23 protein-coding genes are annotated in these 26,445 nt (G+C 59.5%); 8 read left to right on the plus strand and 15 right to left on the minus strand.

The annotated features are described in order from the left end of the window. Nucleotides 1-12: 12 nt before the first annotated feature. Both IVB40_RS28190 and IVB40_RS28195 read right to left on the minus strand, forming a co-directional pair. A complete protein-coding gene (locus tag IVB40_RS28190) occupies nt 13-1,374 on the minus strand; it encodes a polysaccharide pyruvyl transferase family protein (RefSeq protein ID WP_247816946.1) in 1,362 nt (453 codons plus the stop codon). A 19-nt stretch (nt 1,375-1,393) separates the two neighbouring features. Beyond that, complete coding sequence (locus IVB40_RS28195; RefSeq protein WP_247816947.1) at nt 1,394-2,851, minus strand: lipopolysaccharide biosynthesis protein; 1,458 nt, start codon at nt 2,849-2,851, stop codon at nt 1,394-1,396. Nucleotides 2,852-3,098: 247 nt separating this feature from the next. Here IVB40_RS28195 and IVB40_RS28200 point away from each other — a divergent pair, with 247 nt between their 5' ends. Further along, nucleotides 3,099-4,244, plus strand: a complete 1,146-nt coding sequence (locus IVB40_RS28200; RefSeq protein WP_247816948.1) for a glycosyltransferase — start codon at nt 3,099-3,101, stop codon at nt 4,242-4,244. A 22-nt stretch (nt 4,245-4,266) separates the two neighbouring features. On the opposite strand, the gene IVB40_RS28205 is transcribed toward IVB40_RS28200, so the two are convergent. The 4 genes from IVB40_RS28205 to IVB40_RS28220 are packed head-to-tail and all read right to left on the minus strand — an operon-like array spanning nt 4,267 to nt 9,035. After that, a complete protein-coding gene (locus IVB40_RS28205) occupies nt 4,267-5,361 on the minus strand; it encodes an acyltransferase (protein ID WP_247816949.1) in 1,095 nt (364 codons plus the stop codon). Further along, nucleotides 5,358-6,464 (minus strand): acyltransferase, encoded by a 1,107-nt coding sequence (locus IVB40_RS28210; protein ID WP_247816950.1) that lies wholly within the window; start codon nt 6,462-6,464, stop codon nt 5,358-5,360. Before IVB40_RS28210 ends, IVB40_RS28205 begins: the two co-directional genes overlap by 4 nt. A gap of 8 nt (nt 6,465-6,472) precedes the next feature. Further along, nucleotides 6,473-7,816: a hypothetical protein gene (locus IVB40_RS28215; protein WP_247357111.1), complete on the minus strand. Its 1,344-nt coding sequence runs from the start codon at nt 7,814-7,816 to the stop codon at nt 6,473-6,475. A gap of 7 nt (nt 7,817-7,823) precedes the next feature. Further along, on the minus strand, nt 7,824-9,035 hold the full coding sequence (locus tag IVB40_RS28220) for an acyltransferase (protein ID WP_247282713.1): 1,212 nt from the start codon (nt 9,033-9,035) through the stop codon (nt 7,824-7,826). Nucleotides 9,036-9,265: 230 nt separating this feature from the next. On the opposite strand from IVB40_RS28220, the gene IVB40_RS28225 reads away from it, so the two are divergent. The 3 genes from IVB40_RS28225 to IVB40_RS28235 all read left to right on the plus strand — a co-directional run bounded on the left by IVB40_RS28225 (nt 9,266) and on the right by IVB40_RS28235 (nt 13,235). Then, complete coding sequence (locus IVB40_RS28225) at nt 9,266-10,165, plus strand: hypothetical protein (RefSeq protein WP_247816951.1); 900 nt, start codon at nt 9,266-9,268, stop codon at nt 10,163-10,165. A 30-nt stretch (nt 10,166-10,195) separates the two neighbouring features. Beyond that, complete coding sequence (locus tag IVB40_RS28230) at nt 10,196-12,427, plus strand: AAA family ATPase (RefSeq protein ID WP_247816952.1); 2,232 nt, start codon at nt 10,196-10,198, stop codon at nt 12,425-12,427. A gap of 514 nt (nt 12,428-12,941) precedes the next feature. Then, nucleotides 12,942-13,235 (plus strand): hypothetical protein, encoded by a 294-nt coding sequence (locus tag IVB40_RS28235; protein ID WP_247816953.1) that lies wholly within the window; start codon nt 12,942-12,944, stop codon nt 13,233-13,235. Nucleotides 13,236-13,273: 38 nt separating this feature from the next. Here IVB40_RS28235 and IVB40_RS28240 read toward each other — a convergent pair whose 3' ends face one another. Beyond that, entirely contained in the window at nt 13,274-14,704 is a 1,431-nt protein-coding gene (locus IVB40_RS28240) for an undecaprenyl-phosphate glucose phosphotransferase (RefSeq protein WP_247816954.1), read from the minus strand. Nucleotides 14,705-15,298: 594 nt separating this feature from the next. Here IVB40_RS28240 and IVB40_RS28245 point away from each other — a divergent pair. Then, complete coding sequence (locus IVB40_RS28245; RefSeq protein WP_247357259.1) at nt 15,299-16,036, plus strand: metallophosphoesterase family protein; 738 nt, start codon at nt 15,299-15,301, stop codon at nt 16,034-16,036. Between the two features lie 85 nt (nt 16,037-16,121). Here IVB40_RS28245 and IVB40_RS28250 read toward each other — a convergent pair whose 3' ends face one another. After that, nucleotides 16,122-16,385, minus strand: coding sequence for a hypothetical protein (locus IVB40_RS28250; RefSeq protein WP_247282708.1), 264 nt, complete (start codon nt 16,383-16,385; stop codon nt 16,122-16,124). Nucleotides 16,386-16,945: 560 nt separating this feature from the next. Between IVB40_RS28250 and IVB40_RS28255 the strand changes: the two genes are divergently transcribed. Next, complete coding sequence (locus IVB40_RS28255) at nt 16,946-17,212, plus strand: hypothetical protein (RefSeq protein WP_247282706.1); 267 nt, start codon at nt 16,946-16,948, stop codon at nt 17,210-17,212. A gap of 672 nt (nt 17,213-17,884) precedes the next feature. Here IVB40_RS28255 and IVB40_RS28260 read toward each other — a convergent pair. The 3 genes from IVB40_RS28260 to IVB40_RS28270 all read right to left on the minus strand — a co-directional run bounded on the left by IVB40_RS28260 (nt 17,885) and on the right by IVB40_RS28270 (nt 20,687). Continuing rightward, on the minus strand, nt 17,885-18,100 hold the full coding sequence (locus IVB40_RS28260) for a hypothetical protein (protein ID WP_247816955.1): 216 nt from the start codon (nt 18,098-18,100) through the stop codon (nt 17,885-17,887). A gap of 351 nt (nt 18,101-18,451) precedes the next feature. Then, nucleotides 18,452-18,868 carry a DUF5681 domain-containing protein gene (locus IVB40_RS28265; protein ID WP_247282732.1) on the minus strand — a complete coding sequence of 139 codons (417 nt, stop codon included), beginning with the start codon at nt 18,866-18,868 and terminating at the stop codon, nt 18,452-18,454. 328 nt (nt 18,869-19,196) lie between these two features. Continuing rightward, nucleotides 19,197-20,687: a hypothetical protein gene (locus IVB40_RS28270; RefSeq protein ID WP_247816956.1), complete on the minus strand. Its 1,491-nt coding sequence runs from the start codon at nt 20,685-20,687 to the stop codon at nt 19,197-19,199. Nucleotides 20,688-21,074: 387 nt separating this feature from the next. Between IVB40_RS28270 and IVB40_RS28275 the strand changes: the two genes are divergently transcribed. Next, nucleotides 21,075-21,956, plus strand: coding sequence for a hypothetical protein (locus tag IVB40_RS28275; protein WP_247282704.1), 882 nt, complete (start codon nt 21,075-21,077; stop codon nt 21,954-21,956). A 53-nt stretch (nt 21,957-22,009) separates the two neighbouring features. Here the strand turns inward: IVB40_RS28275 and IVB40_RS28280 are convergent, their stop codons facing one another. From IVB40_RS28280 to IVB40_RS28295, 4 genes are all read right to left on the minus strand, one after another. Then, entirely contained in the window at nt 22,010-23,320 is a 1,311-nt protein-coding gene (locus IVB40_RS28280; RefSeq protein ID WP_247816957.1) for a DNA methyltransferase, read from the minus strand. A gap of 101 nt (nt 23,321-23,421) precedes the next feature. Further along, nucleotides 23,422-23,934, minus strand: a complete 513-nt coding sequence (locus IVB40_RS28285; RefSeq protein WP_247816958.1) for a tautomerase family protein — start codon at nt 23,932-23,934, stop codon at nt 23,422-23,424. 8 nt (nt 23,935-23,942) lie between these two features. Beyond that, complete coding sequence (locus IVB40_RS28290) at nt 23,943-24,524, minus strand: hypothetical protein (RefSeq protein WP_247816959.1); 582 nt, start codon at nt 24,522-24,524, stop codon at nt 23,943-23,945. A gap of 524 nt (nt 24,525-25,048) precedes the next feature. Next, the gene (locus IVB40_RS28295; RefSeq protein WP_247529929.1) at nt 25,049-25,564 is read right to left on the minus strand and encodes a hypothetical protein; all 516 of its coding nucleotides are present in this window, start codon (nt 25,562-25,564) and stop codon (nt 25,049-25,051) included. 181 nt (nt 25,565-25,745) lie between these two features. Between IVB40_RS28295 and IVB40_RS28300 the strand changes: the two genes are divergently transcribed. Next, a complete protein-coding gene (locus IVB40_RS28300; RefSeq protein ID WP_247816960.1) occupies nt 25,746-25,991 on the plus strand; it encodes a helix-turn-helix transcriptional regulator in 246 nt (81 codons plus the stop codon). Nucleotides 25,992-26,445: the final 454 nt, after the last annotated feature.

Here is a 26,445-nt window from a genome sequence, read left to right on the forward strand (position 1 = left end):
CGCCCGCTTCCCTCAGGCGACCTTACCGTTGGACGCCGCGTCAACCGACATCAAACCATCGCCCCGCAGCGGAGCGATGTTGGCGCGCGACAGCTCCATGACTGTCGGCAACATATTGCGGACCTGCGCGCCAGCCGTCTCGTAGGCGCCAAGGAACCTCAGCAGAAACTTCTCGAGATTGTCTCCCGCGAGAAGTTGCTCCGGTGAGAGAAGAAGCGATTCGCTCACACCGAAATGAGCGAACAGACCCTGGAACTTGTCCTGGTATGTGATGGCCGCAACCGGCGTTCCCTGTCCGAGAGCCGCAATCGCCAGATGCATGCGGCCGGTGACGACACCGTCCACCAGACCGACGACCGCCTTGATCTCGCTTGCCGACAGAACGTGCTCGACATGATGAATATGGTCGCCCAGCGCCGCGCGCAGGCGACCAGCCAGCGGTCGAAGGCAAATATCGTCAGCGATCCCCGGACGATAGTCGTGCGCGAGCAACACCCAGCTCGCGTTATGCTCTCGAGACATGCGCCCCATTGCGCTCGCCGCGAGTTCGATCATTCGCTGCAATTTGGCCGGCTCGGATTTCCTGAACAACATCGGGTGGATATTGAAGACAAAGACGTTGCGTCCCTGTCTGCGCTGCTCCGCAATCGCGGCCTCGATCTGCGTCACAGCCGCAGTCTCCGGCTGCGGCACCAGCATGAATGCGGAATCGGAGACGAGATGCGCACGATTCGGGGCGAAATCCTTGAAGCGCTGAAGCGATAGTGCATCGCGCAGATTCAAGACCACGCCGGGATCGAGCAGCCGAAACACCTCGCGCAATGCCTTGGCCGGACGGGAGTTGAAGCTGAATCCGAGCACGCTGACCTTGGCGCCGCACGCTGCCATGAGATCAGCGACGAGCAACATGCGAGCGGCGTCCACGGGGGAATAGTAGCCGTCCAGCACATCTGCCCCCAGAACCATTCCGAAATCCGGCCGGGTGAGAGAAAGCTCCTGCGCCACCGTCATATAGGAAAACGGCTGCCTCCAAAATTCGAGCGGCTTGAAGCCCATTGCGCGCACTTCCGCGCTTGCCGCTTTGGTGGCGGTGACAATGTAGACCTCGATGTTCGGATGGGCCTGCTTCATCTCGCCGACGGCCGCCTCGATCATGGCCTCATCGCCGCGCGACTGATGAATGCTCCACGGATCGGACGGGAGCAGGACGAGCCGGCGCGGGTTGTTACGCGGCGCGGCATTGACACCGATAGCCTTCCTGGCAATCTGCCACCTGCGCAGTTCGAGCAGATCGACCGCAAAGGGCGTGTTCTTCGCGCTGTTGAGCCAGCCTCGGAGATGCTTGCGAACAGGTACCGGAATCAATTGCTTCACGACGTCTTCCTTGTCTTCATCAGGCGGTCGCACCACGCTTCACGACGAAAGCGATCAGGGAGAACAGCTGCTTCCGCCAGAACAGCAAGATGCTCATCAGATAGGTCGCCCCGAAGCATGACGAGAGCAGCCCTATCCGCAAATAGGGATTCATGTCCGGGGTGGCTTCGCGGCATAGCGCAACTGCGCCATAGGCCAGAAGGATGGCGCAAAGACAGCCTGCGACGGGCCGCAGAAACTGGTTCCAGCTCAGGCCCAGCAGCCTGAGCGCCAGCGCGAATGTCACGGGCGTCACCACGAGCTGTGCGACGGCGAAGATGGTCGCCAGCTGACCAATGTCGTGCGACGGCAGCAGGAACATTGCGGGTACCACGGTGCCGAATTTGAGAATGTTCAGCAGGAAGACGTAGTTGGGCTTGCCCATGGCGCCGAAATAGGCGCTGTTCACGAACTGCACTGTCTGGATGGCGCCGATGAGCATCAGCGGCCTCATCACGGCTTCGCTGCCGGCCCATTTCGAGCCGAACACCAGCAGGGAGAACTCCGGCGCGATTGCTGCCAGGAGCACAAAGACCGGAGAGCCAATCAATGCTCCGAGGCTGACGCTGCGCAAATACGCGTCTGCAATACGGTGACGCTCATGCGCGATCTTGGACAGTGCGCTCAGCGCGACATCCATAACCGCCTGTGTCAGCAATTGCATCAGGATGATGTAAACTCGCGCGCCCACCGTGTAGATGCCCAAGGCCGCGACGCCATAGAGCGACAGGATGATCATGTCGATCGTACGCACGATGGCGAAGTCCAGCAGCCTGTTCGACACGACGTGGATGCTGTAGCCGGAGAGTTCGCGCAAGCTCTTCAGATCGTAACCGCGCATTGGGAGCCATCTGGGCTGGCTCCAGAGCCACAGGCCGCTGACCGCGCTCTGAACGACCACCTGGATCACGAGGCTGAGAGCGCCGAACCCGGCATAAGCACAGGCGATCCCGACCACTCCGGAGATCGCGGTCGCCACCATGGTCCTGAGCGCAAGCACGCGGAAATCCATCTGGCGCTTGTAGAGCGCCTCCTGGAACAGCGTGGCGGTACCGATCGGAAGCGAGAGGCTCGCAGCCGTCAAGAGCGGGGCAAGTCCCTTCACGCCGAGCCAACGTTCGATATCGGTCGCCAGCAGGGCGATGAGAACCGCAAGGAGGGCCGACGCCGCCAGTGAGCAGAAAAATGGCAGCGTCACGTCCGCAGGCTCGAGCGCGCGTCGCTGGATCAACGCGTCACCGAACCCGAATTCAGAAATGGAGCTCAGGAGCAGCAGGATGAAGCCAACCAGCGCGGCAAGACCGAAATCCGCAGGATTGAGCAGCCGTGCCAATATCAAGAACAGGACAAACGACAGCGCACGGCCGCCCCAATTCTGCGCCAGCGACCACAACAACGCGACCACGACCTGATGTTGTTTGCCCGGAGTGACGTTCATCAAAAAATCGACCCAATTCCGACAGATCCAATCACAATCGCCCGCTAGACAAATAGGCAATCGTTGACCGCGCGTGACGTCGCCATTTTCCACACCGTCCCGATGGCGGCAGCAATCGCGCAGCACTGCGACGACGTTATGGCAATCAGATGAGCGGCATCGATCGTCCGATTTAGCGTGGAAGTGAGTTCAAATCGTGGACTACACTCCAACCGGTTCAGCGATGTGATGCAAAATGGATGCCCTGATGAATTCGCCCGCCACTGCCTTCAAACGTGACTCCAGGCGCTTGCGCGTGGCGATCTATGCGCCGCATTTTGCAGAATATTCCTACCGGCTCGCATCGGGGTTGGCGCGCCATTGCGATGTTCGCCTCGTCCTCAACCGCAAGGATGCGAACCAGCAATGGGAACTGGCCGATATCGCGGCAACGACTCCCTTCGACACAAGGATTCGCGATCTGAGCCTGCGCCGCGCCGGCGCCATCGGCATTCCGGCTTCATTCGTGGACATAATTTCGTTTCGTCCAGACGTGGTTCATTGTCACGAAGTTCCGGAAGTCTATACATCCAAGCTGATCCAGTTCCTGCGACCGCTTGGAATCCCGCTGGTGCTGACCGTTCACGACGCGATCCCCCATTCGGAAGGCGGTTCTGGCACCTCTCCGCGCGAGGATGGCTGGCGCGCGCGCATGCGCGCGGCAGCGTCAGTCGTCACGACGCACGGCGAGAGCTGCATCGCAGATTTTCGCCGTGCGTCGCCGGACTTTAATGGAGAAATCGTCTCCAGCATGCACGGCGTGCTCATGGTGCCGCCGACGCGTGCCGCCGCCATCGAAGCCGAATCTGCACGAATCCTGTTTTTTGGGCGGATGTGGGCTTACAAGGGGCTGGACATCTTCATCGACGCGATCGACCTGCTGGACCGGCGCGGCGTGGCGCACGAAGCGATCGTCGCGGGCCGCGGTCCCGAAATGACGCGGCTTGGCGCGCGCATGGAGGCGATGCCGACGGTCAAAACCATCGACGCCTATATCTCGCCCGAGGATACGGGACACTTGTTTCAGTCGGCGGCCGTAGTCGCCCTACCCTATAAGGATGCGACGCAGAGCGGCGTGCTGGCGTCTGCTTACGGGAATTCCCGTCCCGTCGTCGCCAGCGCCACCGGTGGCATTCCTGACGTTGTGACAGACGGCGTGAACGGACTTCTGGTCCCGCCTGGCAATGCTGCCGCCTTGGCTGATGCGCTCGAACGCGTCCTGACCTCGAAGTCGCTTACCGCGACATTGACCGACGGTGCACGGCAGACAGCGGCCGGTCCGTTGAACTGGGATCGCATCGCCGAGGGTCTGTTGCCATCCTACCGCAAGCTTGCCGGCCGTACCGTGAGTTGATCGTGACGGATATTGCGATCTTCTAGGCGGACTGTTCCAGCTTGCTCAATGACCGAAAGAACATGCCGCGGACCGCACCATCCAACAGTCGTCTCAGCCTGACCTCGATCAGCTCGTAGCTGATCGCGCTTGCAATCAGCGACATCAACGAGCCCAGCAGGATGAATGCTGCCCACAGCAACCAACGGTCGACACCGACAGCGACGAGCTTGAGCCCGATCACCTGCAACGGAAACAGGACAAACGGGTGCACGAGATACAGGCTGTAACTGATCTTGCCGACATACTGCAGGGCCGGCGTGCTGAGCGCCCTGGCGAAGCCGGAGTCCGGAGCCAGCACCATGGCAAACAGCAAAAGGCCCGGAACAAGACCCACGAACGGGTGAAACAGCACCAGGCTCGCGTACATGGCAATCCCGCAAGTCAGGCCCGCCATCAAACCAAGAGGTCCCGGAATGGAGATGCGCCAACCCGTCGCGCTGAGAAGCATGCCAATGCAGAAGAACGCCGTGATCGGCCAATGCAGAAGGCAGGCGACGCCCAGCAAGATCATGGGCGCCGCCAGCATTCTGCCTCCGATGCGCAACATCGAGAATGTCAGCGCGAACCAGATGTAGAACGCCCACTCGTAAGTCAAGGTCCAGGCATTCTGCTGAGCGATGGGCAAGCCGAGAGCATCCTGCACGAAGAACAGATTGGCCGTGAAGATCGCCAGATAGCTGGTCAGATCGATCCCGCGGAAGAATTTGTAGCCCACGATCGGGCCAATCACGAACAGCGCGAGATGCAGCACGACGAACACCGGCATGATGCGCAGGATACGGTCGAAGAAGAACCGTGGCAGCGAGCCGTGCCGCACCAGACTGGCCGGGATCAGGAAGCCGCTGATCATGAAAAACAGCTCGACACCGTGGCCGCCGACATTGATTACCGATTGCAGCCAGAGCCAGAGCGGCGGCAGGAAACCGGGATCCGGAATGTCGTACACGCCTCCCTTTGGCATGTCGTAGAAATGATCCATCAGCACGCTCAGAGCCGCAATGCCACGAAGTCCCTGGACGGAGGGAACGAAAGATCCGTCGTATCCGGCATACGGCTGGCGCGTTGTTTCGATCACTCAGCTGCCCCTTGCGCGCTGAGCGCCGGCTCGAGAACGACCGCCCTCCTGCGCTTCGACCGGAACCTCTGGCCGAACGAGATGCTGGGCTTCTCGACGAACGCATAAGTCGACCAGCTGACCAGGATCGACAGCGCCGCGACCAGCGCCGCGAAGGCGGCCCATCCCAGCGGTCCATCACCGAGCCAGACGAGGCGATGGATCCAGACGATCACGAATGGCGACATCAAATAGACGGAATAGCTGATGGTTCCCACGAACGCCATCGGGCGCCAGGCCAACCTCTCACCGAACGCCGCAAACGCGATGAAGACGAGCGCAGCGCAGACGTAAGCCGCTCCGATCGAATAGCTGTAGAAGAAGTTCTCCTGATAGACGCCGCCGAACCGCCTCTCCGCCAGCGTCATGGCGAAGATCGCATAGAACACCGTACACACGGCGACGTGCGACCATCGCAGCTTCCCGCCGATGACGGTGTCGCGGATGACCTTGCCCAGGAACATCGCCGAAAGGTTCAGCCCAACCTCCATGAGCGACGACACCGTCCTGCTTTCGACCAGAAGTGCTGCGGCTGTCCCGACCAGCGCCGCAGCAATGACAATCGCAACTGCACTAAACCGGCGGTTCAGCAGTCCCATCGCGAAAAGAATGGTGCATCCGACATAGAACAGGAGCTCGATCGCCAACGTCCAGTAGAACACCCAGAGGTTCGGGATGTTCACGAAAGTCTGCAGCATCGTCACGTTCGCGATGACCTGCGACAAGGGATAGGCGTTGGACTCCAGCACCTGCATCGTGACGAGCCCGATCACCATCGACGTCCAGTACGCCGGGTAGAGCCGAAAGAAGCGGCTGATCGTGAAATCGCGCACGGGCGTAGCACTGTCCGGAAAACTGAAGGGGATGACGAATCCGCTGACGAAGAAGAACAGCACGACTCCGAACCGGCCGAAGTTCATGTAGTAGCCGATCGCATCGTGGAAGACCCAATAATACGCGCCGGTGGGGTGCTTCTGGACGATCACCTCGAACACGTGCTGGAACAGCACCGCCAACACGGCAAGGCCGCGCAGCGTATCGATGAATGCAAGCCGTCTATGCATCGTTTATCTCACCTGCTCCCACGCGCTGCCGTCCCTGGCATATCGACGCCGAAACCCTCCAATGAGCGGATCGGCCGCGGCAATTCTATCGGAACGGTATCGGCTGCCCGCGCGGACGTCGCCCGCCGAGAGAATACTTCGCTGAAGCTCAAGGCGATGATCAGGAGTCCTGATGCGGGGCCGTAGTTCAGGACGGTGATCGTAAACAGGTTGACGACGAAGAGCAGCGTCAACTTGTAGACGTCGGTCGCTCCGAAATTTGCCCGGAACACCATCACCATGAATGCGACGAACGGGAGCCCGAACATCAGGTATGTTCCGATGTAGAAGTTGTCGACCGGCACCCAGTACGCTGCGAGCGGCGAGAACAGCTTCTGGGGATAGTTGAAGCAGCCTGCGCCGCAGCCGGTTATCAGGCCGATCGGCATAAGCTGGCTCATGTAGACGAACGGCAGCTGCCAGCTGTTATTGATACGGTCGAGAATGCTGAACAAGGTCGAGTGCGGCACTGCTGCGGTGCCCGATGCGACCACGATCATGAAGAACGGAACGAGGATCGCAGCGAACGACCACAACGCAATCGCGCGGATCGCGGGGAAGCGCGACTTCTCCGGCAGCATTCGCACGATCACCAGCAGCACCAGGTACAGCACAAGAACGATCATGGTCGTCTTGCTGGTGGTCAGACGAATGACGTAAACCGCCAGGGAGCCGTACAGAAGGCACCAGAGCGTGCTCTTGCGGATCGACGTGATCGCAAACGACACGAGGATGAAGAATGCGGCCATGGTGTTGTCGGCGGCAAAGCCCATCAGGCGCTGATCGTCACCGCCATAGGCCCACCACAGCCGGCCCGCCTCACGTACGGCGCCAAAGGATTCATATTTGTAGCCGACCCAGGGCATGAGGTAGAACTTCGTCAACAACACGCCGATGACGGAGAGATAGAAGGTCACGGCGATGACCGACAGCAGCTTTCGGTAGGAACCCAGGCTCGAATCGCAGAAGCAGAATCCGACGAACACCGGCAGCATCATCTTGAAAGCCGAGATCGCGGCCGTCGCAGTGCCCATCATGAAGTAGCCGAGCACCAGCGACAGCATGATCTGCGCGAACACCAGGAGCGCCAGGGTGCTGCGGTTACGCAAAATACAATGCACGAAGAACTGGACCAGACACAGAAGCGCAACGCCGTCGGGCAGGTACCAGAGCGTGTCCAGATGAAAGATGCTGGTGTAGTAGCGGATCACGCCGCCGAAGGCGTCCCGGACCAGATAAACCCCGAGCGCGATCGCCTCGATGTTGAGGCTGACCAGCGTGATCTGCGGGCGCTGCAGCGCGAGGGCCGTCATGCTCGCCTCAGTTCGTCAGCCGCGCCGATGGCGCGGGAGATGGCGAAAAATCGGGCCGGCTTCCAAGAACATTCCGAAGCAGCTTGCCACCAAGAATCTCAACGTAGAGATAGCTGAAGTGCGAAACCGCCAGCACAGCTGCCAGGGAGATCACGAGATTCAGCGTTGCCGGTAGCCCCGCCCAGATCGAATCGAGTGCCGCGATCGGCCGCGGCCCGAGTGCCCGCACGAAGTACTCCGCGAAAAGCACCACGAGCGCATGCACCATATAGATCGAGTAGGATCTGCGCCCGAGCCACACCAGCGGCCGCGCCACCAGAATCTTCGGCACCAGCAACGCATCCGGAAACGCCAGCAGGCTGCCGAGGAAGGCTGCGAACACAAGCGGCGCCAGGAAGGTGGCCGCCGGATTGGTCTCGGCGAGGCTGACCAGGACGATACTGGCAATCATGGCGATCAGCTGCAGCCCTCCCTGCACGGCAGGGCTCGGCTTACCTGGCAGGCGACGAACGATCCTGACGGTCAAGACACCGAGAAAGAAGCTCACAAAACAGCGAAGAATGCCGAAATCGGTCTGGAGTCCCAGGCTCCTCTTGTCGAGCACGAAGACGATGATGACCAGACTTGCGACCGCGACCAGCCCGGAGACGGCGTAGAACCACGACAGCGAACGCATGCGCTGGGCCAGCAGGACGATCAGGCCGAACACCAGGTAGGTGTAGAATTCGACACTTATGCTCCAGCTCGGAGCGTTCCAGCTGAGATAGTCGATCAGCCCCATCGAATGCAGGAGAAAGACGTTGAGCAGGAAGGAATAGGCATTGTTCACCTCGAAAGCGGCTGGCGCGGCAACCACGACGCCTGCGGCGACCAAGCCGATACGCAGGAGGCGGAACAGCAGGTTTGCGATCAGCATGACGATGTGAAGCGGATAGACCCGCGCCAGACGCCGCACCATGAATTCGCGCAACGAGAAGCGCCCGAAGTCGCCCTCGACATAGCTCAACGACATCACGATGCCACTGAGGACGAAGAACAAGTCGACCAATAGCCACGCGCTTCTGAAGAACGAGCAGTTGATCCATGCATTGTGTGGGAATGCCGCGAGAAAGGTCGGCATCAGCAGGAGATGGTGGATCACCACGGATGTCGCGGCGATACCCCGGATGCTGTCGAGCGGCAGGACATGCGCTTTCTCCCGATGAACCAACTCCGTCACATCGACATTCCGTAGCTGTTGCACCGCAGCAGTCTGTATCAGGTCTTTGCGTGCTTTCAATCGTCACGATTGAGGATTCGCGTCACGCATGACGACCGGCGATAAATTCATCGCTCTCTGTCATTCGAACATGCGCGCGACAACTTTGCGCCATTTTTGCCGATCGAGAAGCATCGCGACGAACGAACTGACTCCCACGGCGAATGGTTGCGAGCCTTTGCGAGCGAAGTATGCGCGAAATCCGGCGGTGTTGCGATTTGGCCTTTATAGAAGATGTTTCTTCCTCCGCGCGCTGCTGTCGCTGGAACAATTTCCGTGTGTCAATTTCGCGACGAGATTATTTCGATCGCCTCATAAATCTTCAAACTGCAAAATTCGCAGGCGGCATTGTGCTGATCTCGCGAGCATTGCAAATCGTAGTTGCACAACCGACGAGAGGTAAGGCACTGTTTGGCAATCGGTGGCACGCGCGACCGAATGAAACCCGCTTTTGCGTCGCACAAAAATTGACACAGTTGACTGCCACTCTTCGTATGTACTGGTTTTGCAGCAACGACGAAGGGACACGGATGAGCTGCGAAGTGACGCGTCGTGCGAAGCCGACATGGCTATCCATCATCTTGACGGGATTTGCTCTGATCGCATCGGGCGTCGGTCCCACCCGAGCTCAATGCGTCGGATTCTCAGACCGCGCCTCACAAACCGAACTCGACGCCTTCGTGAAGGCGCCGTCTTCGCTTCTGGAACGGCTACGCAACGACAAAGAGAAGCTGAGGTCTCGCCTCTCCTCGTATATCGCGACCAATCCATCGGTGTTGCCGTCGGTGCAGACGCTCATCTCCGAATCGGCTTCCCCCGACCGCTCGACCATCGGCGCGGCGCTGCGGCTCGCAGAAGCGCTGTGTACGTCAACGAAACCGGACGCTGCGCGCAAGATCAGGGATTTCACGCAGCGGGTCGGCGACCTCGCCGTGCAAGCAGGCTATTCCGCGGCGGGAGAAGATGGCTCCAGCGCCCAGTTGCAGCCGAGAGACAACAAGCCGACGCAGTCTCGGGGCGGAGCGCTCTTGGAAGGCGAATGGAAGACCAAACTGGCCAACCCGTTCAAACCGGTCCCCCTTCCGAATTGATTCCTTGACCATTAAGGCAGCGATTTTCAGATGTATCAGCCTAGAGAACACTTCCAATCGGGACACCGATTCGGCATCGAGTTTGGCGGCGCGGTCCTCAGCTTTGACCGTGTGACCGACGTCCTTCGTCGGCAATGGCCGCTGATCGCTGCGGCAGTTGGCGCCTCGCTGGCTCTGGTGATCGTCTATCTGGTTCTGGCAAAGCCGATGTATACGGCAAACGCCCGTATCATGATGGACACCCGGCAAACCCAGGTTCTGGACAAGGACAGCGGGACCAACAGCGCTCTGATCGACACCGGCTATGTCGACAGCCAGGTCGAAGTCATCAATTCTGACGACCTTATCCTGTCAATCGTTCGCCGTCTGCGGCTCACCGAGGATCCGGAATTCAACGGATCCAATCCAGGACTTCTCGCCGTCGTCACCGGCAAGATCATGTCGGTGTTCGGATCCGGCGAACCGCCCACCCAGGAGCGGATTGAACATGCCGTGGTCGAATCGATTCAAAAGAGTCTCAGGGTCGAGCGCGTCCTGACCACATATGTCTTGTCGCTCAGTTATCGCGCACACAGCCCGGACAAGGCAGTCAAGATCGTAAATGCCATCGCCGATGCCTACATCGTGGGCGCACTGGAAGCAAAATACCAGTCCACGAAACGGGCGACCGAATGGCTCCAGCAGCGGAGCGTCGAGCTCAGCGAGCAGGCGACGGCGAGCGACCGCGCGGTGCAAACCTTCAAGGCGGAGCACAATATCGTCGGAACCAGCCGCGGCCTCATGTCCGAGCAGCAATTGTCGGACTTGAATACACAGCTGGTTCAGGCGCGGGCGGCCACGGCCGAAGCCAAGGCGCGCCTCGATCGGATCGAAGCGATTTCCGACCAGGATCTCGCCCAGCCGACCGTGACGGACGCCCTCAACAACTCGGTCATTACGCGCCTGCGCGCCCAGTACCTCGATTTGCAGGCCCAATATGCCGATTGGTCAAGGCGTTACGGCAAGACTCATCTTGCGGCGGTCAATTTGGCCAACAAGATGGAGGAGCTTCGCAAGAATATCGCCGATGAGCTTCATCGGATTGGCGACGCTTATCGCAGCGACTACGAGATCGCAAAAAGTCGAGAGGCATCTCTCGATAAGAACGTGAAAGAGCTGGTCGCCCAAGCGGGTCACACCGGCCAGGCGGAAGTCAAGCTGCGCGATCTCGAAAGCGCGGCCGACACCTATCGCAATCTCTACAACAACTTTCTGGAGAAGCTGCAAAGCGCCACCCAGAACCAGAGCTTCCCGCTCAGCGAGGCACGCCTGATCAGCACCGCGACCAAGCCTGATCGCAAAAGTTCGCCGCGGACGGTTTTGGCCCTGGTGGGGGGCTTGGTAGGCGGCCTCTGTCTCGGCTTCGGCGCCGCCTTTGCGCGCGAGCTCCTCAACGACGTCTTGCGGACTCCCGGAGAGGTCGAGGACGAACTCGGCGTGAAGTGCCTTGGTGTCCTGCCAGATATTCGCCCGCCGACAAAGACGCGCACGTTGCTTTCGGCATCCGCGAAAGCCGACGAAGCGGGGCTATCCCGCTACGTCGTCGATCACCCGTTCTCGCGGTTTGCCGAAACGTTGCGCAACATCAAGGTTTCGATCGACGTTGCGCGCATGACCCGAGAGATCAAGGTCATTGGCATTGTATCGTCGCTGCCAAAGGAAGGAAAAACGACGGTCGCGGCCAATTTCGCTCAATTGATCGCCATGACAGGTCACCGCACCATCCTCATCGACGGCGACTTGCATACGCGCTCACTCACGCGGGAACTCGCACCTAACGCCAACAGCGGACTGGTCGAGGCCCTCAGTGATCCCACGGGCTTCAGCTATCATGTGCAACGAAGCAAGGAGACCGGTCTCGATTTCCTGCCCTCCATCGTTGCTTCGCGCATGGTCAATTCGGCCGACGTCATCGCATCGAGGCCAATGGCCGACCTGCTCGCGATGCTACGGGAACACTACGAATATATCATTATCGACCTTGCCCCGGTGATGCCGGTGGCGGACTCCAAGGCGTTCAGCCCCCTCATCGATGCAATGGTCTATGTGATCGAATGGGGAGCAACCACGCGAGCTGCGCTTCAGGAATCAATCTCGGGATCGGAGATCCTTCAGAAGAAGCTGCTGGGTGCCGTCCTCAATCGCGCCAACCCGAAGATGCTTGGGCGCATCGAGGCGTATAAGGGTAAGCACCGCAACAGCTATTACGTCGAACATTCCTAGGGCGAAGGAGGCGCAAGCCGCACAGTCTGCGGCCGCGCCCCTCGCCCCGACCTGCTGACGACCGTCGCGGGGTTTTCCCAAGATAGGCTGCAGAGGGCACTTTTCGGTCCCGCCGTCTGACGGACGGAAGCGGCCGTCCGAAATTCGCAGCCGTGGCGGGACGCCCGGCGGGGCGAAGATGCGTCAGCGGGCTCTATTGAGTTCCGGGATGACGAGACGTCGGAACCAACCCGCCAAGTGACATTATCGTCGGCTCCGATACGCGTTCCATCTCCGTATTCATCCGGAATCCACAAATGGCGATCTCTGCCATAGCCCAAGGCATGGATTGACGACGGCAATCCGGACGAAAGATAGTAGATAGTGACGTGTTGCCTGCACAAACTTGCCCCCGGCACGAAGGGCTATTGATCGTGACCGCAGCCTGGACTGCCGAATTCTTGAGCACCTTTCCTTCCGAGGTTCAGGAGGCTAACGTGCGCTCATACTCTTTGTACTTTTTCGGCAGGTTCGGATGGTGATTGCTCTTATTGTCTTGAGCATCTGGGTGTTGCTCAATATTCTTTTCGTGTTGATCGTGGTTCCCCCGCGCAAGGCCCGCCGGGACTCCCGGCCGATGGCGACCACACTCGCGCCTGCCCCGCTCGATCCGAATCGCCGGGAACTCGAGCATGACGAGCCTTTTTCGCTGCGCCACGTCGTCGTCTCAGTCGCCATGGGAGCGTTCTTCGTCCTTGTCCCGCCAATGCTTGCGCTGCGGGACGCCGTCCTTCGCCTCTTCAAGAAGCCCCCCCGCAACGGAAGCTAACGGCTCATAGGTGCCGCTGGTCCCCTAGGCGGGTCCTATTAGTAGGCCTCCTGGAACAGCACCGTCGAGGCCGTACGCGCCATGATCTTCAGATCCAGCCAGATACTCCAATTGCTGACGTACCAGACGTCGTATTCCACCCTTTTTTCCATCAGATCGATGGTCGGGGTTTCCCCCCGGAAGCCGTTGACCTGAGCCCAGCCTGTCAGGCCCGGTTTCATGTGGTGGCGGTAGACGTATTTGCTGATGAGCTCGTCATAGTAATTGTCGTGGGCGAGCGCATGCGGGCGCGGCCCGACCAGGGACATGTCGCCGCGCAAGACATTCCAAAGCTGCGGCAACTCGTCGATGCTCGTCATCCGAAGGAAACGCCCGATCTTGGTGACCCGAGCATCCCGCTTGGTGGCCTGGGTAATCGTCTGCCCGTCCTCGCAGACCGTCATGGTCCGAAATTTCCATATCTCGAACGGCTTGCCGTTGAACCCTCTACGCGACTGGCGGAAGATGGCAGCTCCCGGCGATCCGACCTTGATCAGAACGGCGACAGTCAGCAGCAGCGGTGTAAGTATGACGAGCGCCAACAGGGCTACTCCCACATCTAGACAGCGCTTTTGGAGACGCTCGAAAACGCTGAGCGGCGGCCGCTGAATCTCGACCGCCACGGTCCCACTGACCGGCAGGAATGGGCGCGACACGAGGTCGGCGATTGAATCGTCCGGCAGAAGGCGTACCGGTTGGGGCACCGCGCGCAGGAAGGGCCCGATCTTTCGAAGCATCGGCAATTCGTTCCAATCGATCGCTAGAAGATATTCGTCGACGTCCGCCTGGCGAGACTGCCGAATGACATCGCGAATCTGCCGCTCCCAATGGCCATCGCCGCTGTCGATCCCAAGCACGAAATGACGCATGACGTCGAAACCGTTCCTGCGCAAATCCTTGAAGCGGCTTGAGGTGAAATCGAGCGGCTTCAGGCTCAACAGGATCACCTTGCGATCGACCAGCCGGCTTCTGGCATAGTTTGTCGCGAGTACGAACTGCCAGACAAAGCGCAGGCTGATCAATCCGGCGCCGCCGATTGCAGCAAAAATGATCACTGTGCCGCGAGACAGATTGTCCGTCGATTTCAGCAAAAAGGCCGCGACAGCGAGGATCGTCAGCGACGCCAACCAGATGAAGACGGCCTTGCGCAGCTGCCAGACCAGATTCAGCAAGCGGTGCGTGGCGTAGACATCCTGGGAATATGCGACTGCGACGAACACAACGCCGACAATCAATCCAGCCCCCATCGATGCGCCGTCGCCAATGGAGGCAAGCGCGACATTGTAGAGCGCCGCCCCTGCAGCGTAACTGAGCAGGATGAGCAGCAGATCAGCAGCGATTATGACGATCTGAAAAGGCCGCTGAAGAGCCGTGCCGCGCGCCGACGACAGTGCACCAGCGCTTTCAGAACCATAAGTTGCAACAGCCATTCGAACCTCTGCTATCGAGAATGCTTGACGCTGATCCGTGATGCTGAAGATCCGTCACTTCCCCGAACGCAAACTGTGAAGTGAACACAGCGATATTGTGGCGCTGCACGCGAAACTTTTGCGATGCATGAATGCATCGCGTTTTGTTGAGATGTCATCGCGCGCGGAAGATTTGCGTCACAGTGCTGACACACGATCGAAACTCGCTGCCCTATTTTGAATCAAGTTCCACTTCGAATTCGGTCGGGCGCTTGCATGAAGCGCTAGCAGCTCATCTTTGATGCGCCTGTTGCCCGCATTGAGTCACTCCGCAAGCGATATAATTCGATTATTAGAAATTCGAGGAAGTGCGATCTAAAGCTGTATCCCCCCAAACGTCTTCAGCGAGGCATGCATCATCCCGCTGCCGGTCGCGATGCACCCCAGGGCGGGATTGCCTGATTTGCTCAGCGCGCGCTGACAAGCTAAGCAAGCGAATATCCTCCTTTCTTTCGGCGCAATCGGGCCGTCTGAGAGGCGGCTCCCTTCAATAGGGGTCCGGCCGTGGACTGACTTGGCGAAATGATCCCCACCACCTCACCGAGTGTGCGCGCCATGACATCTCTTGCCCGGTCACACCCGCCAATTCACAGGCCGCAACTGCCCGACGGCGTTCGCATTTACGCGATCTCGGATATTCATGGCTGCTCGCATTTGCTGCAGCCCATGCTGCGGGTCATCGACGCCGACTTGGCCCACAGTCGGCCACGCTATGCGATCGAGGTGTTCATGGGCGATTACGTCGATCGCGGACCGGACACGCGCGCCACCCTTGACCTCCTAGTTGAACGAAGCCGGCGGGGAAACTCGATTTTTCTCAAGGGAAACCACGAGGCATTTCTGGTGAGGGTTTTCGAAGACCCATCGTTGTTTGAAGATTGGATTCGCATCGGAGGCGCCCAGACGCTCATGTCCTATGGACTCGCGCCGCCAGACCTGAAGCGCGACGACCCGGCGTCGATCATGCGCGACTTGATCCGCGCAATGCCGGGGGAGCATCTGGAGTTCCTGGACGAACTACGCCTTAGTTTTACCTGTGGAGACTTCTTCTTTGTCCACGCCGGCGTTCGCCCGGGTGTCCCCTTGGCCGAGCAAAGCGAAAGCGACCTGCTTTGGATTCGCGAAGAATTCCTTCGGAGCGAGGAGCAGTTCAGCAAATATATCGTTCATGGTCACACGCCGGTGCGCACCGCCGAAATCCTGGCAAACCGGGTCAACATCGATACGGGCGCCTACGCGACGGGCAATCTGACTCTCATGAGCATACAAGGCAGCCGGATGCTCGCGGTATGACCAGCCCGGGATGACTGCCGTTCCGTCGGGGAGATTGTTCCTGAAGCGAACGGATGGCCTCGCAGTCACGGGCTAACGGCGTCACCTAGTTGAGCACGAGGGGCACTTCCCGTCCTGCTCGCGTGTCGGCCATCCAGTTGCGCCAGGCCCGCTCATGCTTGGCGTATAGCTCCAGCCATCGTTGTCCCGGCTTGCTCTGATCGAGGCGAAGGCCAGGGCCGAGTGGCGCGTCGGGCTTGTCCAACGTCTCGAACTCGATGGTTTCCGCAATCGTCAAACCGAAAAGCACACGCTGTCCTGTACCGTCCACGATGTAGCGTCGCGGTGCGTCCCTCATCGGCTGGGTCATGTCCTATGTCGCCTATGATCGTGAGAACCGAGGTGTCGCCCGCACCCTGGATGAGGCCTAAAAGGCACGTCGGGTGTGTCCGAATGCCGAACTGGGAGTCGATCGGGCCGTTCTGCGCGGCGTATCGGAGGGCTCGTTCGTCGTCGAGCGTTGCGGGCGCAAGGTCCGCAGCGCATAGCCCAACATGACGCCGGCGCAGAAGATCAAGGCGAAGACAAAAGCAGAAGCCATAGGAATCGTCCTGAAGAGTGCGGTGCTCATCAAGAGTGAGCAGTGTGTCCACATGATGATTCCCGATGACTCTCCTGGCGCCAAAAGATTGTTCAGGCCTGATCATGTCGTGAGCAGCAGCATCTGAGTTGTCGGCTCATCGGTAGCGCTGTCTTCACCAGCCCCAACGACAGGTGTCACCCTCAAGTCTGCTCTGCCCGAACCTTCCGGCTGGATTCGCGCACCTGAAAAGCTGGATTTCGCAGCCGTTCTATGGAACGATGCGCTTGCAACCTTTCACAGGCCGTCGCATTTTCTATTTCTCGCCCATTTCGAGAGGGATTGATCCAATGAACTTCCGCACCCTTGCTCCATCCATTGCTCTTTCTGTTCTTGGCCTTGCTTTGATAACGACCACAGCTTCAGCCGCGGAGCTTGCGCTGGCTCCTGCGCATCATCGGTCGGCCTACGTCCGAACCGGCTACGTGTTTTGGGATGATGTTTACCCGCCTGCGATCTATGGCCCCAACCTTCGCTCTGTCGAGGAAGTCGCGGCGCTCAAGGCGGAGGCGCGGCCTGTGTCGCAACGCTGGTGGGGGTATTGGTACGCTCGGTGAACGCAAAGCGTTTAGCGACCAGCCGTGTCAACCATGAATCGCCGCAACACCGGGCAGCCGGTGGCGGCGATTTTGTTTGAGCATGCCTGGCCCATCCAATCATGATCACCGCACGGGCGGCAGCATGAGGCTCAAAACAGCGGCGGCAAGTCTATGTTTTTTCGCGGGATACTGGCTGCAAGCGCATGCTGCGACCGCGGGTGAATGTGCCTTGCGGCCCGAACGCTTTGTACTGCTTTCCGACACCGTATATTGGGTTATTTCAATCCCAGCCGGGACGGAATGCCTGCAAGGCCTGCGCGGCAGAACTCAGCTTTTGGACGAAGTTAAACTGGCAGAGGCGCCCAGTGCCGGTAGCGTGACGATCGCCGGCCCGTCATTTCGCTACCAAGCCCCCTCACGTCCAGGAACTGACCGGTTCCGAATTGCCGTGTCGGGCGAAAACCGCAGGCAGCGCGGATCCTCGGTCATCGCTGTGGAAGTGACCGTCAGATAGGCCGTGCCGACTGGCGAGGAAGCGGAGCCAGAGCCCGCTGCCCCGGGCGGCTCGATAGAGAAATTGAGGCAGCTCAGCTCAGCCCGTGCCGCGTAAACTCAGTTCCGTCACGGAAGGCTCCTTACGGAAGGCTGCCGATTGCCGGCAAAGCCTGCGAGTTCCCGTCGAGAACGCTGCTACTTCGCCTGGGCGCCCCGGTCCCAAGGCCGCTTGCCATCCGCGCCCCGGTCCCACGGGCGCGCGGTTGGGGCGTCCTTCTCCTGCGTGGCGGCCTGCGCACGATCGGCCTGAACCCGTTCGCGATCGGTCAATGGGGCCTTCGCAGCTGGCGGTTCGGGCTGCGCCAATGCCGGCGTCGTGATGAGCAGCATCGCCAAAATGAATTTTTTCATCCCCGCCTTTAACACACCGGTCGAGGGCTGTCCGATCTATTCGGGGCCCTCCAAACGGAGCGGGATGAAGCTTCTCCTGTCGCCTGAAAAAAATCGCGCTCGATGGCCACCGTGGCGGCTGGCGAGAAAAGCTGGCGATTAACAAGGACTTGCGCGGCGCAATGGGTTTGCGAAGGAATGGCCGAACAGGCCCGAAACAGGCAGCTAACAGGAACTTAACAGGTGCCAAACACGCTCGGATCTGTCGCGGACGAGTCGCATCCCGACGGGCCTGTGCATGGCCAGCAGCAAGACAAAAAAAGGGAGCGCGAGAAGCGCTCCCAATTTGCGAGTGTGAAACGTCGAGTTTGTTTAAAGCAAGTAGTCCGGATCGATCTTCATGCGCAACAGCGCGAGCACGCGCTTATACTCATCCGTGACGTCTTCAGGAAACATCCGGATCCGGTCTTCGCCCTCGAAGATGAGTTCGAGACTCTTAAGCTGCGCCCGGACATGCTCCAGTGTGTAGCGCTCGCGCCTCTTGTTGTATTCGCAGATGGCCCGCATGTCGCCAGACACCGCCTTGATGACCAACTGCTTGTCAATGGCATGGTGCGCAGGGATCATCTTACGCTCATTGCCTTCGATGATCGGCACCAGCATTTCCGTCGCATCAAAAAAATCGCGCCGCATCTGACCATCCGAGATGGGATGCGACCGCTTCCGCGGACGGCCCTTTGGATTGCCAGTCGTGCCCTTGTCGAACTGTCCCTTGCTGTTGCGAGGCATGTCGTTCTCCTTGAACAATGGATTCAGGGAGGACCCACAAAAGAGAAATGGCGTGGCCCTCCGGGTGACCAAATCCCTGCACGCAGGAATTCGGACCCATCAGGCGTCACGCCATCATTTACGCACTACATGCCGGGTTTCGGCGTCACGCAAAGCCCATATGGGCCCAACCACAGCTCTCGTGCGAGGCAATTAACTTGTACCAAAATCTGCGATCTCAATCAAGTAAACCGGGCAGTTAGGCGCTTCATCAACGCTGCGCAGTGACTGCGCGACCTTGGCCTCAGCGGGCCTCAAAGAGCAGCAATGCTGCACCGAACTCTTTTCGTCATCGAACCCAGGAGGCTCCTTGGGGAGGCCTGTCCTCCACGGCCACGATCCCGCGGGCGGACGCGCTAAATCGCCGAACGATGTTGCGAAATTCCTCCGGCAGGTGCTCATACTTCGCGTCACGCGCAAATACAGTGACGGTGCCAGCATCGAGCAATGCTGCACGAACAGATCCATCGTGAATGGAAATCCAGACGGTTGCTTCCTTTATACCACCTTGATGCTCGGCATTGCCCGTCAAGACGAGGTCTGCGCCAATGAGCCCGATAGGGCTCATGACCGAGATGGAGTCCCGGAGCTTCTTCACTCGTCCGTCGCCAACAAGCTCTTGCAGCGCGCGCTTGACCTCGGGATCGTCCAGAACAGCATCATAAGTGTAGGTGCCGGCAAACGAGCTTAAGCGGCCGAGCTTGCCATTCTTCCAGTCGACAAATGGGCCATCTCGATCACTTGGCCGAGCTGATGGCGCCCCGCTCATGGCGAGATCAGCCTGCGTGCTCGTCACAGAGGCAACTTCAGTGCGGCTCACGGCAACGGAGGCAATCTCTTTCTCAAATCCTCCGTTTAAAACGGGATCAAAGTTGAACTCGAGCCTGGCATGCTTTGAGTCCGAGGAGGCTGAGGATACGCGGCAGGAAGACTTGTCGCGGCGGGGAGCAGCGCCCTCCAGAACCAGAACGCCATTCTGTCGCTTACCCGTGACCGGATAACCAGCTCCTTCGCAATTTGCCTTGAAGACGTAGGCGGTTCCGCTTAGCGCTCCGCCGGTCTCTTGCCCCGAAAAAAGAACAGTGTTCGGCTGTATGGGAAGGCCCTTTCGGGGCTCCTTGTAGCGGATCTCAATAAGCCCGCGCTCGGATCGGGTCAGCTCCACGATGGAGCCGTTATGGTCTAGCAGCTCGGAGGAAGCGAAATAGAGGTCTAGCCTGCTGACGTTGCTTCCATCAACGTCGGCCGCCAACGAAGGCTTGTCGATACCACATCGGAATAGCGGAACACGATCATCCGCCAGCTTGCGGGCGTTGTTTAGGGCGCTCACCCCCAACGCACCGAACGTTGCAACGGCGCAACTACCCCGATCTGTGACTTTCACAACCAAATATTCGAGGCGGCCAGAGTTACTGGCGCCCTCCCCGGCGGCCCGCCATCGCGCGATGATGGCCGCGAACGGGATGCCGTTTGACATCCTCCATTCAGCTCGCACGCCGATTGCGTCGATCGTTGTCCCGCTCCAGGAGGAATCGGCGGTCAGCTCTTTCTCCTGATTGGTCCGTCCGAAGCCTATGCCGCTCTCGCCCTCACCTCCCGAATAGACAAGTGAGAAGCCTGCAGGTCCAGGGCACCGCCATCCCACGGCCTCCCATTGCGCGGGCAGATTTTTGCAAGTTTCCCCTTTCGCCGGCATCAAAACGGATTCGGCGGCGATTGAAGGAGCCAAAGACAAGATAAGCAGGCCCGCGGTCGACGCGGTAAGGCTGAGAAGACGCATGCAATGTCCCACGAGGCAGACCGAGCGTCGCCCCGGTCAGGAATTCGATGTCCTGCGTACATTAGTGACGCGCATTGAACGCAGCGTTTGCCTGCCGCAGAAAATACCTCGCACCCGTGGGAGGTTCTTTTAACCAAGCGCTGGGGGCGAGCTTGGATTGAGCCAAAGATCGCCTGGACCGGGCGTTCTAGACCTCAGAGCTCGCGAAGCGCCGCGACATGGCCGAACAAGACCGGTCGTCAGTGGGTACGCCATTCCACAAATTGAGAGGGGCATGCGGCATTCAGAGGGCATCAACCTTCAGGACAACAGGCTGCACGGCTTAATGCAATCTTTGGCACTCGGCTCCCATCGTACGGCACATCAACAGGAAATGGTCTGACCGCGATGACCCAAGCCGTCCTCAAGCTTAAGAAAATCAACTCGCAACGCCTCCGATCGCTAGCTCTGAACGAATCTTGGCTCCAGCAACAGATTCTGGATGATCCCTCGCTGCTCGGACTTGGCGATTTGCAGGTGATCAAGCGGGAGCGAATCCAGGCCTCGGGCGGGCGCATCGACTTCCTGATGGCTGATTTCGAAAACGATACCCGCTATGAGGTCGAGGTGATGCTCGGCCCGGTCGACGAGAGTCATATCATTCGGACCATCGAATATTGGGACGTGGAGCGGCAGCGTTATCCGTCGCTGCAACATTGCGCGGTGATTGTCGCCGAAGAAATCACAAGCCGCTTCTTCAATGTCATTCGATTACTGAATCGCGCAGTGCCGCTGATCGCCATTCAGCTCAGCGCCTTCCAAATCGACAACGAAGTCGCCCTGCAGTTCATTCGGGTGCTTGATACCCACGAATTCAATCCGAATGGCGATGGCGATGAGCCGCAATCGCCGGAGGCCAATCGCGCCTATTGGGAAGCACGGACAAAGCCGGAACTTCTTGCCGTGGTCGATGCTTGCTGCTCGCTGGTCCCAGCAACAAGCGGTGAAGCGAAGCTGTACTACAACAAGTCGCATATCGCTTTGACTACGGGCGGCTATCTGTTCTGCTGGTTTTTTCCGCGGAAGGTGGCATCGCATTGCGCCGTTTGGATCAAGGTTGGCGCTACGGAACGGCAATCGATCATCGATAATTTGGAAGCGGCAGGACTGGAAGCGCTGAGCAAGGGCAAGGAATCCATCCGGATGAACGTCCGAATGGATGATATCCACAAGCACAGGAATGCTCTTATCGAGCTCTTTCGAAAAGCCGAGGAATGGTCGCAGCGCTGAGCTAGGACTTCGCCTTCGTCGCTGCGTCAGAAAGCCTGGGCGCAGAGCAATCCCTACTGCAGCGGGTCGGCGCGACGCCGCTCGATCTCCGTAAAGGTCTCTGCCGTCAATGCCATGGTCGCCGGCTGCCCCGTATAGGCCTGCCAGCGGCGGATGGCGACATCGACATACAGCGGGTCGAGCTCGATCGCGCGGGCCCGCCTCCGGCACTTCTGGGCCGCCATGATCGTGGTGCCGGACCCACAAAACGGGTCGAGCACGATATCGCCGCGGCGCGAGCAATCCTTGATGGCATCGATCACGAGTGCGGTGGGCTTGACCGTCGGGTGCATCTCGAGCTCGGCGTCCCTGCCCGACCGAAAGCTGTTCGCGCCGGCATAATCCCAGACATTGGTACGATAGCGGCCGTGCTTGCCGAGCTCGATCGTATTCAAATGCGCCGCCTGGCCCACCTTGTAGACGAACACCAGCTCGTGCTTGGAGCGGTAGAACGACCCCATGCCGCCATTGCTTTTGGTCCAGACGCAGACGTTCTTCAGCTCGGAATAGACCCCTCCGGTCGCCTTCAACACCTCGCCCAAATGACGCCAATCCATGCAGATGAAATGGATCGCGCCGTCCAGGCTCACCCGCGCCATATTGCCGAACACCATGGCCAGGAACCCGGCAAATTCGGCCGAGCTCATCTCGCCGGAGGCCATCTTGAATTCGCGATGCTTCACTGCCCCAAGCCCGCTGACATGACCATCGATCCGCACATTGTAGGGGGGATCAGTGAAGACCAGGCGGGCCTGGTCGCCGTCCATCAGATCGGCAAACGAAGCCGCATCGCACGCATCGCCGCACAGCAGACGATGCTCTCCGAGAGTCCAGAGATCTCCGATTCGCGACACCGCATCTGACCGGACCGGTGGAACCAGATCACTACGATCCGGCTTCTCGCGCATCGCTTCGCCATCGACCAAGAGATCAATCTCGGCAGTCTCGAAGCCGGTCACTTCCAGATCGAAATTGACCTCCGCGCCCGTCAGCTCGCGCCAGAGCACGCGCAGCTGGTCTGTATCCCAATCCGAGTTCAGCGCAACCTTGTTGTCCGCGAGCGAGAACGCGGTCTTCTGCGCGGGTGTCAAATGGCCGACCCGCAGCACCGGCACCCGCTCCAATCCCGCAAAGCGGGCGCCCTCGACCCGGCCATGGCCGACCAGGATCACCCCCTCCTCATCGGCCACAACGATGCTGTTGAACCCGAACTCGCGAATCGAGGCGGCGATCTGGTGCAGCTGCTTGCGCGAATGCCGCCTGGCATTCGCCGGGTTCGGCTTCAAATCGGCGATGGGCAGATGGTCAACGCGGAAATCACTCATGAGACCTCTCCAACAGACAAGGTCCCAACTATACCATGATCATATACTTCAGCTATACTTGGTGGATACATAGCCCGCGATCGCGACATTGGTTAATTCGGTCACCCCTTGATCGTGATCTCAACATCTTCGGGCCGCACGCCAAAGGTGGCCGCCAACGCTTTCTTCGCCTCGGCAATGGTGAGCCCCCCTCGCGCCTCATCAGAGCCGTTTGACGCGTCGGGCACCGGTTGAAACTTCAGCCGCTTGAGCTGGATTCCGAGCTGCTTCAGGCCAGCATAGGCGACCGGGTTGCGCAGCTCCTTGCGCCAGACATCCGCGACCGCAACGTCGGCGAACTCGGAGATTCCGATGTGAAAACGAGCCTGCCCTCGCGAGTTTTTAGTCTCGTCGAGAGGCGTGAGCGATGAAATTCGGCCGACCAGGAATGCAGTCCGAGGTGCGATGCCCTCGGCTTTGTTTTCCCAATCCTGCCGGCGGCAGCAGACGAGGTAGTGGCAGTGCTCGACACTCTTGGGACTGAGAACCCAGCCGCGCGACCCCGCGTGAGCCAAGATCTCTTGACGCGTCTCAGAGGTAAAGACGACCAGGGCGGCGTCATCGGTCTTGGTCATACCCGATTTCAATCCAATTCCTCAGGGCGGTCACCCGCGGACTCATTCTGGGCGCCGTGAGCGACCATCATCTCGTTTCCAGCCTTCTGGAGCAAGCGGCTCGGCTTCAAGGATCCGTAAGCCCCCCGTTCGTTCCGCGCGCCGTGCACCAGCAGAAGCAGCTTATCTGCAAGCTCTAAGGGATCGCGCAGTTTTGCGGCCTTGCAGAGTCCGACTACCCGCCGCCGCTCCGCCTGCCAATAGTTCTCGATTTCCTTCAACAAGGGATGATGCTTGAGCGGCTCGAACAATTCCGCCGCGGTGCGCGACAGCAGCACCGCGGGCTCCATCATGTAGCCTGTCTGATGTCCTTCGTAGGCGAGCCATTCCCGCAGCTGCGACACAGGATCGTTCGGATACTCCTCAGAGCGACCGCGCCAATATTCTTCCGCGTCCGCAACCAAAGACTTGATGAAGCGATCCACCAACGGATCGCCATGGCCGAAATACTTGATCAGGGTGTCCATGTTCGTATGCGCATCGTGAGCGATCAAGCTTGGTTCGACCCTGATCCCGAGCAACCGGAAAAACCTGTCGGCGGCTTCGATCAAACGCTCCTTGGCAGGCTTTTCGAACTGGGTCGGAGGCGACTGTACCTTTTTGGGAGGCTGATGCATCAAATTGGCTCCTCAGCAATGTATCCGCCAATTATAGCATGACTTGTGCCAATTCCCCTGTATCGGGCCGGCGCCGGTATTACAGCCCGCGTTTGGCCCGCGAACGGGTGAAAGAACGCCATCCAAGCCACTGAGCCGCACCTAAACCATTGTTTTCGCTTGAGATTTATCGCCATACAAACCATGGGCGCACCGCATAGGCTTCGCTTGAGGTGCGATTTAAAGGATTCCGGACCTGTCGGAGTGCGGGGAGCAGACAAATCTCCTCCACGGCCTTCCCTGGGGCTTGGCCAGGCTATCGACTTTTTCGCTCATAATCGGGCACGCCACGATCATCCGCGGCCGCCGCCACCCTGAACCCACCAGGTCAGGCGGCCGGCCTACAACGAGCGGCCTAATCGACTACGCGAGCTGCCGCTCGCCCCCAGGGGGGGGCGCGTCGTCTGTCGTCCCTGGAGCTAACCGAACAGCCTGGCGAGCAGCTGATCTGCACTATCGAGACGCTCAAAGCAGGCCTTGCCCAGGTCGCGATGCATCGGGCGCTCGGGCTTCAGCCCGGTACTATCGCCGCGGGAGTGCCGGCTGATCTTCGAGCCCAGATCCGGCAGCCTTGCTCCCGGCTCGCCACCGAACCAGAGGTAGCTCTCCAGCGCCAGCGTCCGCTGGTCGACCTCAAGCCAGACCACGCAGCCGCTCGGCTTCTCAAGCAGCCGGGTACTGACGGTCACATGCCTGACCGCGGACCCTGACAAGGTCGACTTCAACTGGACATGTCGAAGGATCCCGTTGGCTTCCAACACGATGTCGTAGCCGCCCCTATCGACCTCGCTCTTGAGCACCTCGATATCGTGGCAGCCCTGCTGCCAGCGGGCGGCCATGAGCTCTCCGAGAAGCAGATGAAACAGCGCCTGCTCGCGGATGCTCGAGGCGCGGGAGTGAGACGTAAGCGGATCCTGATGCAGTTCGGCCAGCACTGTGAAACTCCTTGAGTTTGGGATGCCCGGCCGCCATTGCGCTCCGCTGGCCGCACAAGTCCAGCGCGACCGCGCCCTTCGGCAGCCAGCTTCGCACAGCAGAGTTAATATTATCCTCTTTTGGGATAATCCCGTTCCAGGATCAGATTGACCGCCGCCCAATCGCAAGCCCCGGCGGCCAATGGAAAAATCCCTCAAATCCGCCGAATATGCCCGCCTCATCGCCCTTCTTGTCGCAACGCGACATAAGGCCGGGATCCGTCAGCAGGCACTCGCCAAGAAGCTGCGCAAGCCGCAATCTTTTGTGGCTAAATACGAGGGCGGCGAACGCCGGTTGGACGTCGTTGAGTTCATCGTCATCGCAGAAGCACTTGAGGCCGATCCGATGAAACTCCTGCGGCGGTTCGTGCGCGGAAGAAAACAATAGCTGTCGGGCAGGTACTGCTCCGATCGCGCCTAGCTTGGTCCGCGAAGCAGGATATGAGCCCTTCTTCACGAAGCGCTACTTGATTTCAGCTATGGGCTTTCATGTTTGCGACCGCTCAAGAGCTCTCAGCGTGGCCCGTGATGCTGGGCAACGTGTTGCTCACTCTTCGCTGAAAGGATTCCGGGCTCAGATCTTGAGAGGCAACCCAATAGCGCGGTTCGGGCAGCGGTCGGTTCAGATTGATGCTCGGAAAGCAAGAGTTCGCATGCCTGCGGTTGTGGTTGGACTCCCGCGTTAACAGATTGCTAACCGACTTTTACTAGGGTTCCACTGGCGGAACTTTGTTGGTCGTACCGCGCAAGGCGGCACGCAGCGTTGGTCAAGCACGTCGCAATAACATCTGCAACTATAGCGCTCATCCTCAGCGGCTGCGCCGGTACGCCCTCCGCAAGGA

The organism is Bradyrhizobium sp. 40, from assembly GCF_023100925.1.
Taxonomy (GTDB): domain Bacteria; phylum Pseudomonadota; class Alphaproteobacteria; order Rhizobiales; family Xanthobacteraceae; genus Bradyrhizobium.

What these genes read in the sequence shown, in the direction of transcription:
- IVB40_RS28195 (WP_247816947.1), bottom strand. Translation starts at nt 2,851, where the DNA reads ATGAACGTCACTCCGGGCAAACAACATCAGGTCGTGGTCGCGTTGTTG.
- IVB40_RS28200 (WP_247816948.1), top strand. Translation starts at nt 3,099, where the DNA reads ATGAATTCGCCCGCCACTGCCTTCAAACGTGACTCCAGGCGCTTGCGC.
- IVB40_RS28210 (WP_247816950.1), bottom strand. Translation starts at nt 6,464, where the DNA reads ATGCATAGACGGCTTGCATTCATCGATACGCTGCGCGGCCTTGCCGTG.
- IVB40_RS28215 (WP_247357111.1), bottom strand. Translation starts at nt 7,816, where the DNA reads ATGACGGCCCTCGCGCTGCAGCGCCCGCAGATCACGCTGGTCAGCCTC.
- IVB40_RS28225 (WP_247816951.1), top strand. Translation starts at nt 9,266, where the DNA reads ATGCGCGAAATCCGGCGGTGTTGCGATTTGGCCTTTATAGAAGATGTT.
- IVB40_RS28230 (WP_247816952.1), top strand. Translation starts at nt 10,196, where the DNA reads ATGTATCAGCCTAGAGAACACTTCCAATCGGGACACCGATTCGGCATC.
- IVB40_RS28235 (WP_247816953.1), top strand. Translation starts at nt 12,942, where the DNA reads ATGGTGATTGCTCTTATTGTCTTGAGCATCTGGGTGTTGCTCAATATT.
- IVB40_RS28240 (WP_247816954.1), bottom strand. Translation starts at nt 14,704, where the DNA reads ATGGCTGTTGCAACTTATGGTTCTGAAAGCGCTGGTGCACTGTCGTCG.
- IVB40_RS28245 (WP_247357259.1), top strand. Translation starts at nt 15,299, where the DNA reads ATGACATCTCTTGCCCGGTCACACCCGCCAATTCACAGGCCGCAACTG.
- IVB40_RS28250 (WP_247282708.1), bottom strand. Translation starts at nt 16,385, where the DNA reads ATGACCCAGCCGATGAGGGACGCACCGCGACGCTACATCGTGGACGGT.
- IVB40_RS28255 (WP_247282706.1), top strand. Translation starts at nt 16,946, where the DNA reads ATGAACTTCCGCACCCTTGCTCCATCCATTGCTCTTTCTGTTCTTGGC.
- IVB40_RS28260 (WP_247816955.1), bottom strand. Translation starts at nt 18,100, where the DNA reads ATGAAAAAATTCATTTTGGCGATGCTGCTCATCACGACGCCGGCATTG.
- IVB40_RS28265 (WP_247282732.1), bottom strand. Translation starts at nt 18,868, where the DNA reads ATGCCTCGCAACAGCAAGGGACAGTTCGACAAGGGCACGACTGGCAAT.
- IVB40_RS28270 (WP_247816956.1), bottom strand. Translation starts at nt 20,687, where the DNA reads ATGCGTCTTCTCAGCCTTACCGCGTCGACCGCGGGCCTGCTTATCTTG.
- IVB40_RS28275 (WP_247282704.1), top strand. Translation starts at nt 21,075, where the DNA reads ATGACCCAAGCCGTCCTCAAGCTTAAGAAAATCAACTCGCAACGCCTC.
- IVB40_RS28280 (WP_247816957.1), bottom strand. Translation starts at nt 23,320, where the DNA reads ATGAGTGATTTCCGCGTTGACCATCTGCCCATCGCCGATTTGAAGCCG.
- IVB40_RS28285 (WP_247816958.1), bottom strand. Translation starts at nt 23,934, where the DNA reads ATGACCAAGACCGATGACGCCGCCCTGGTCGTCTTTACCTCTGAGACG.
- IVB40_RS28300 (WP_247816960.1), top strand. Translation starts at nt 25,746, where the DNA reads ATGGAAAAATCCCTCAAATCCGCCGAATATGCCCGCCTCATCGCCCTT.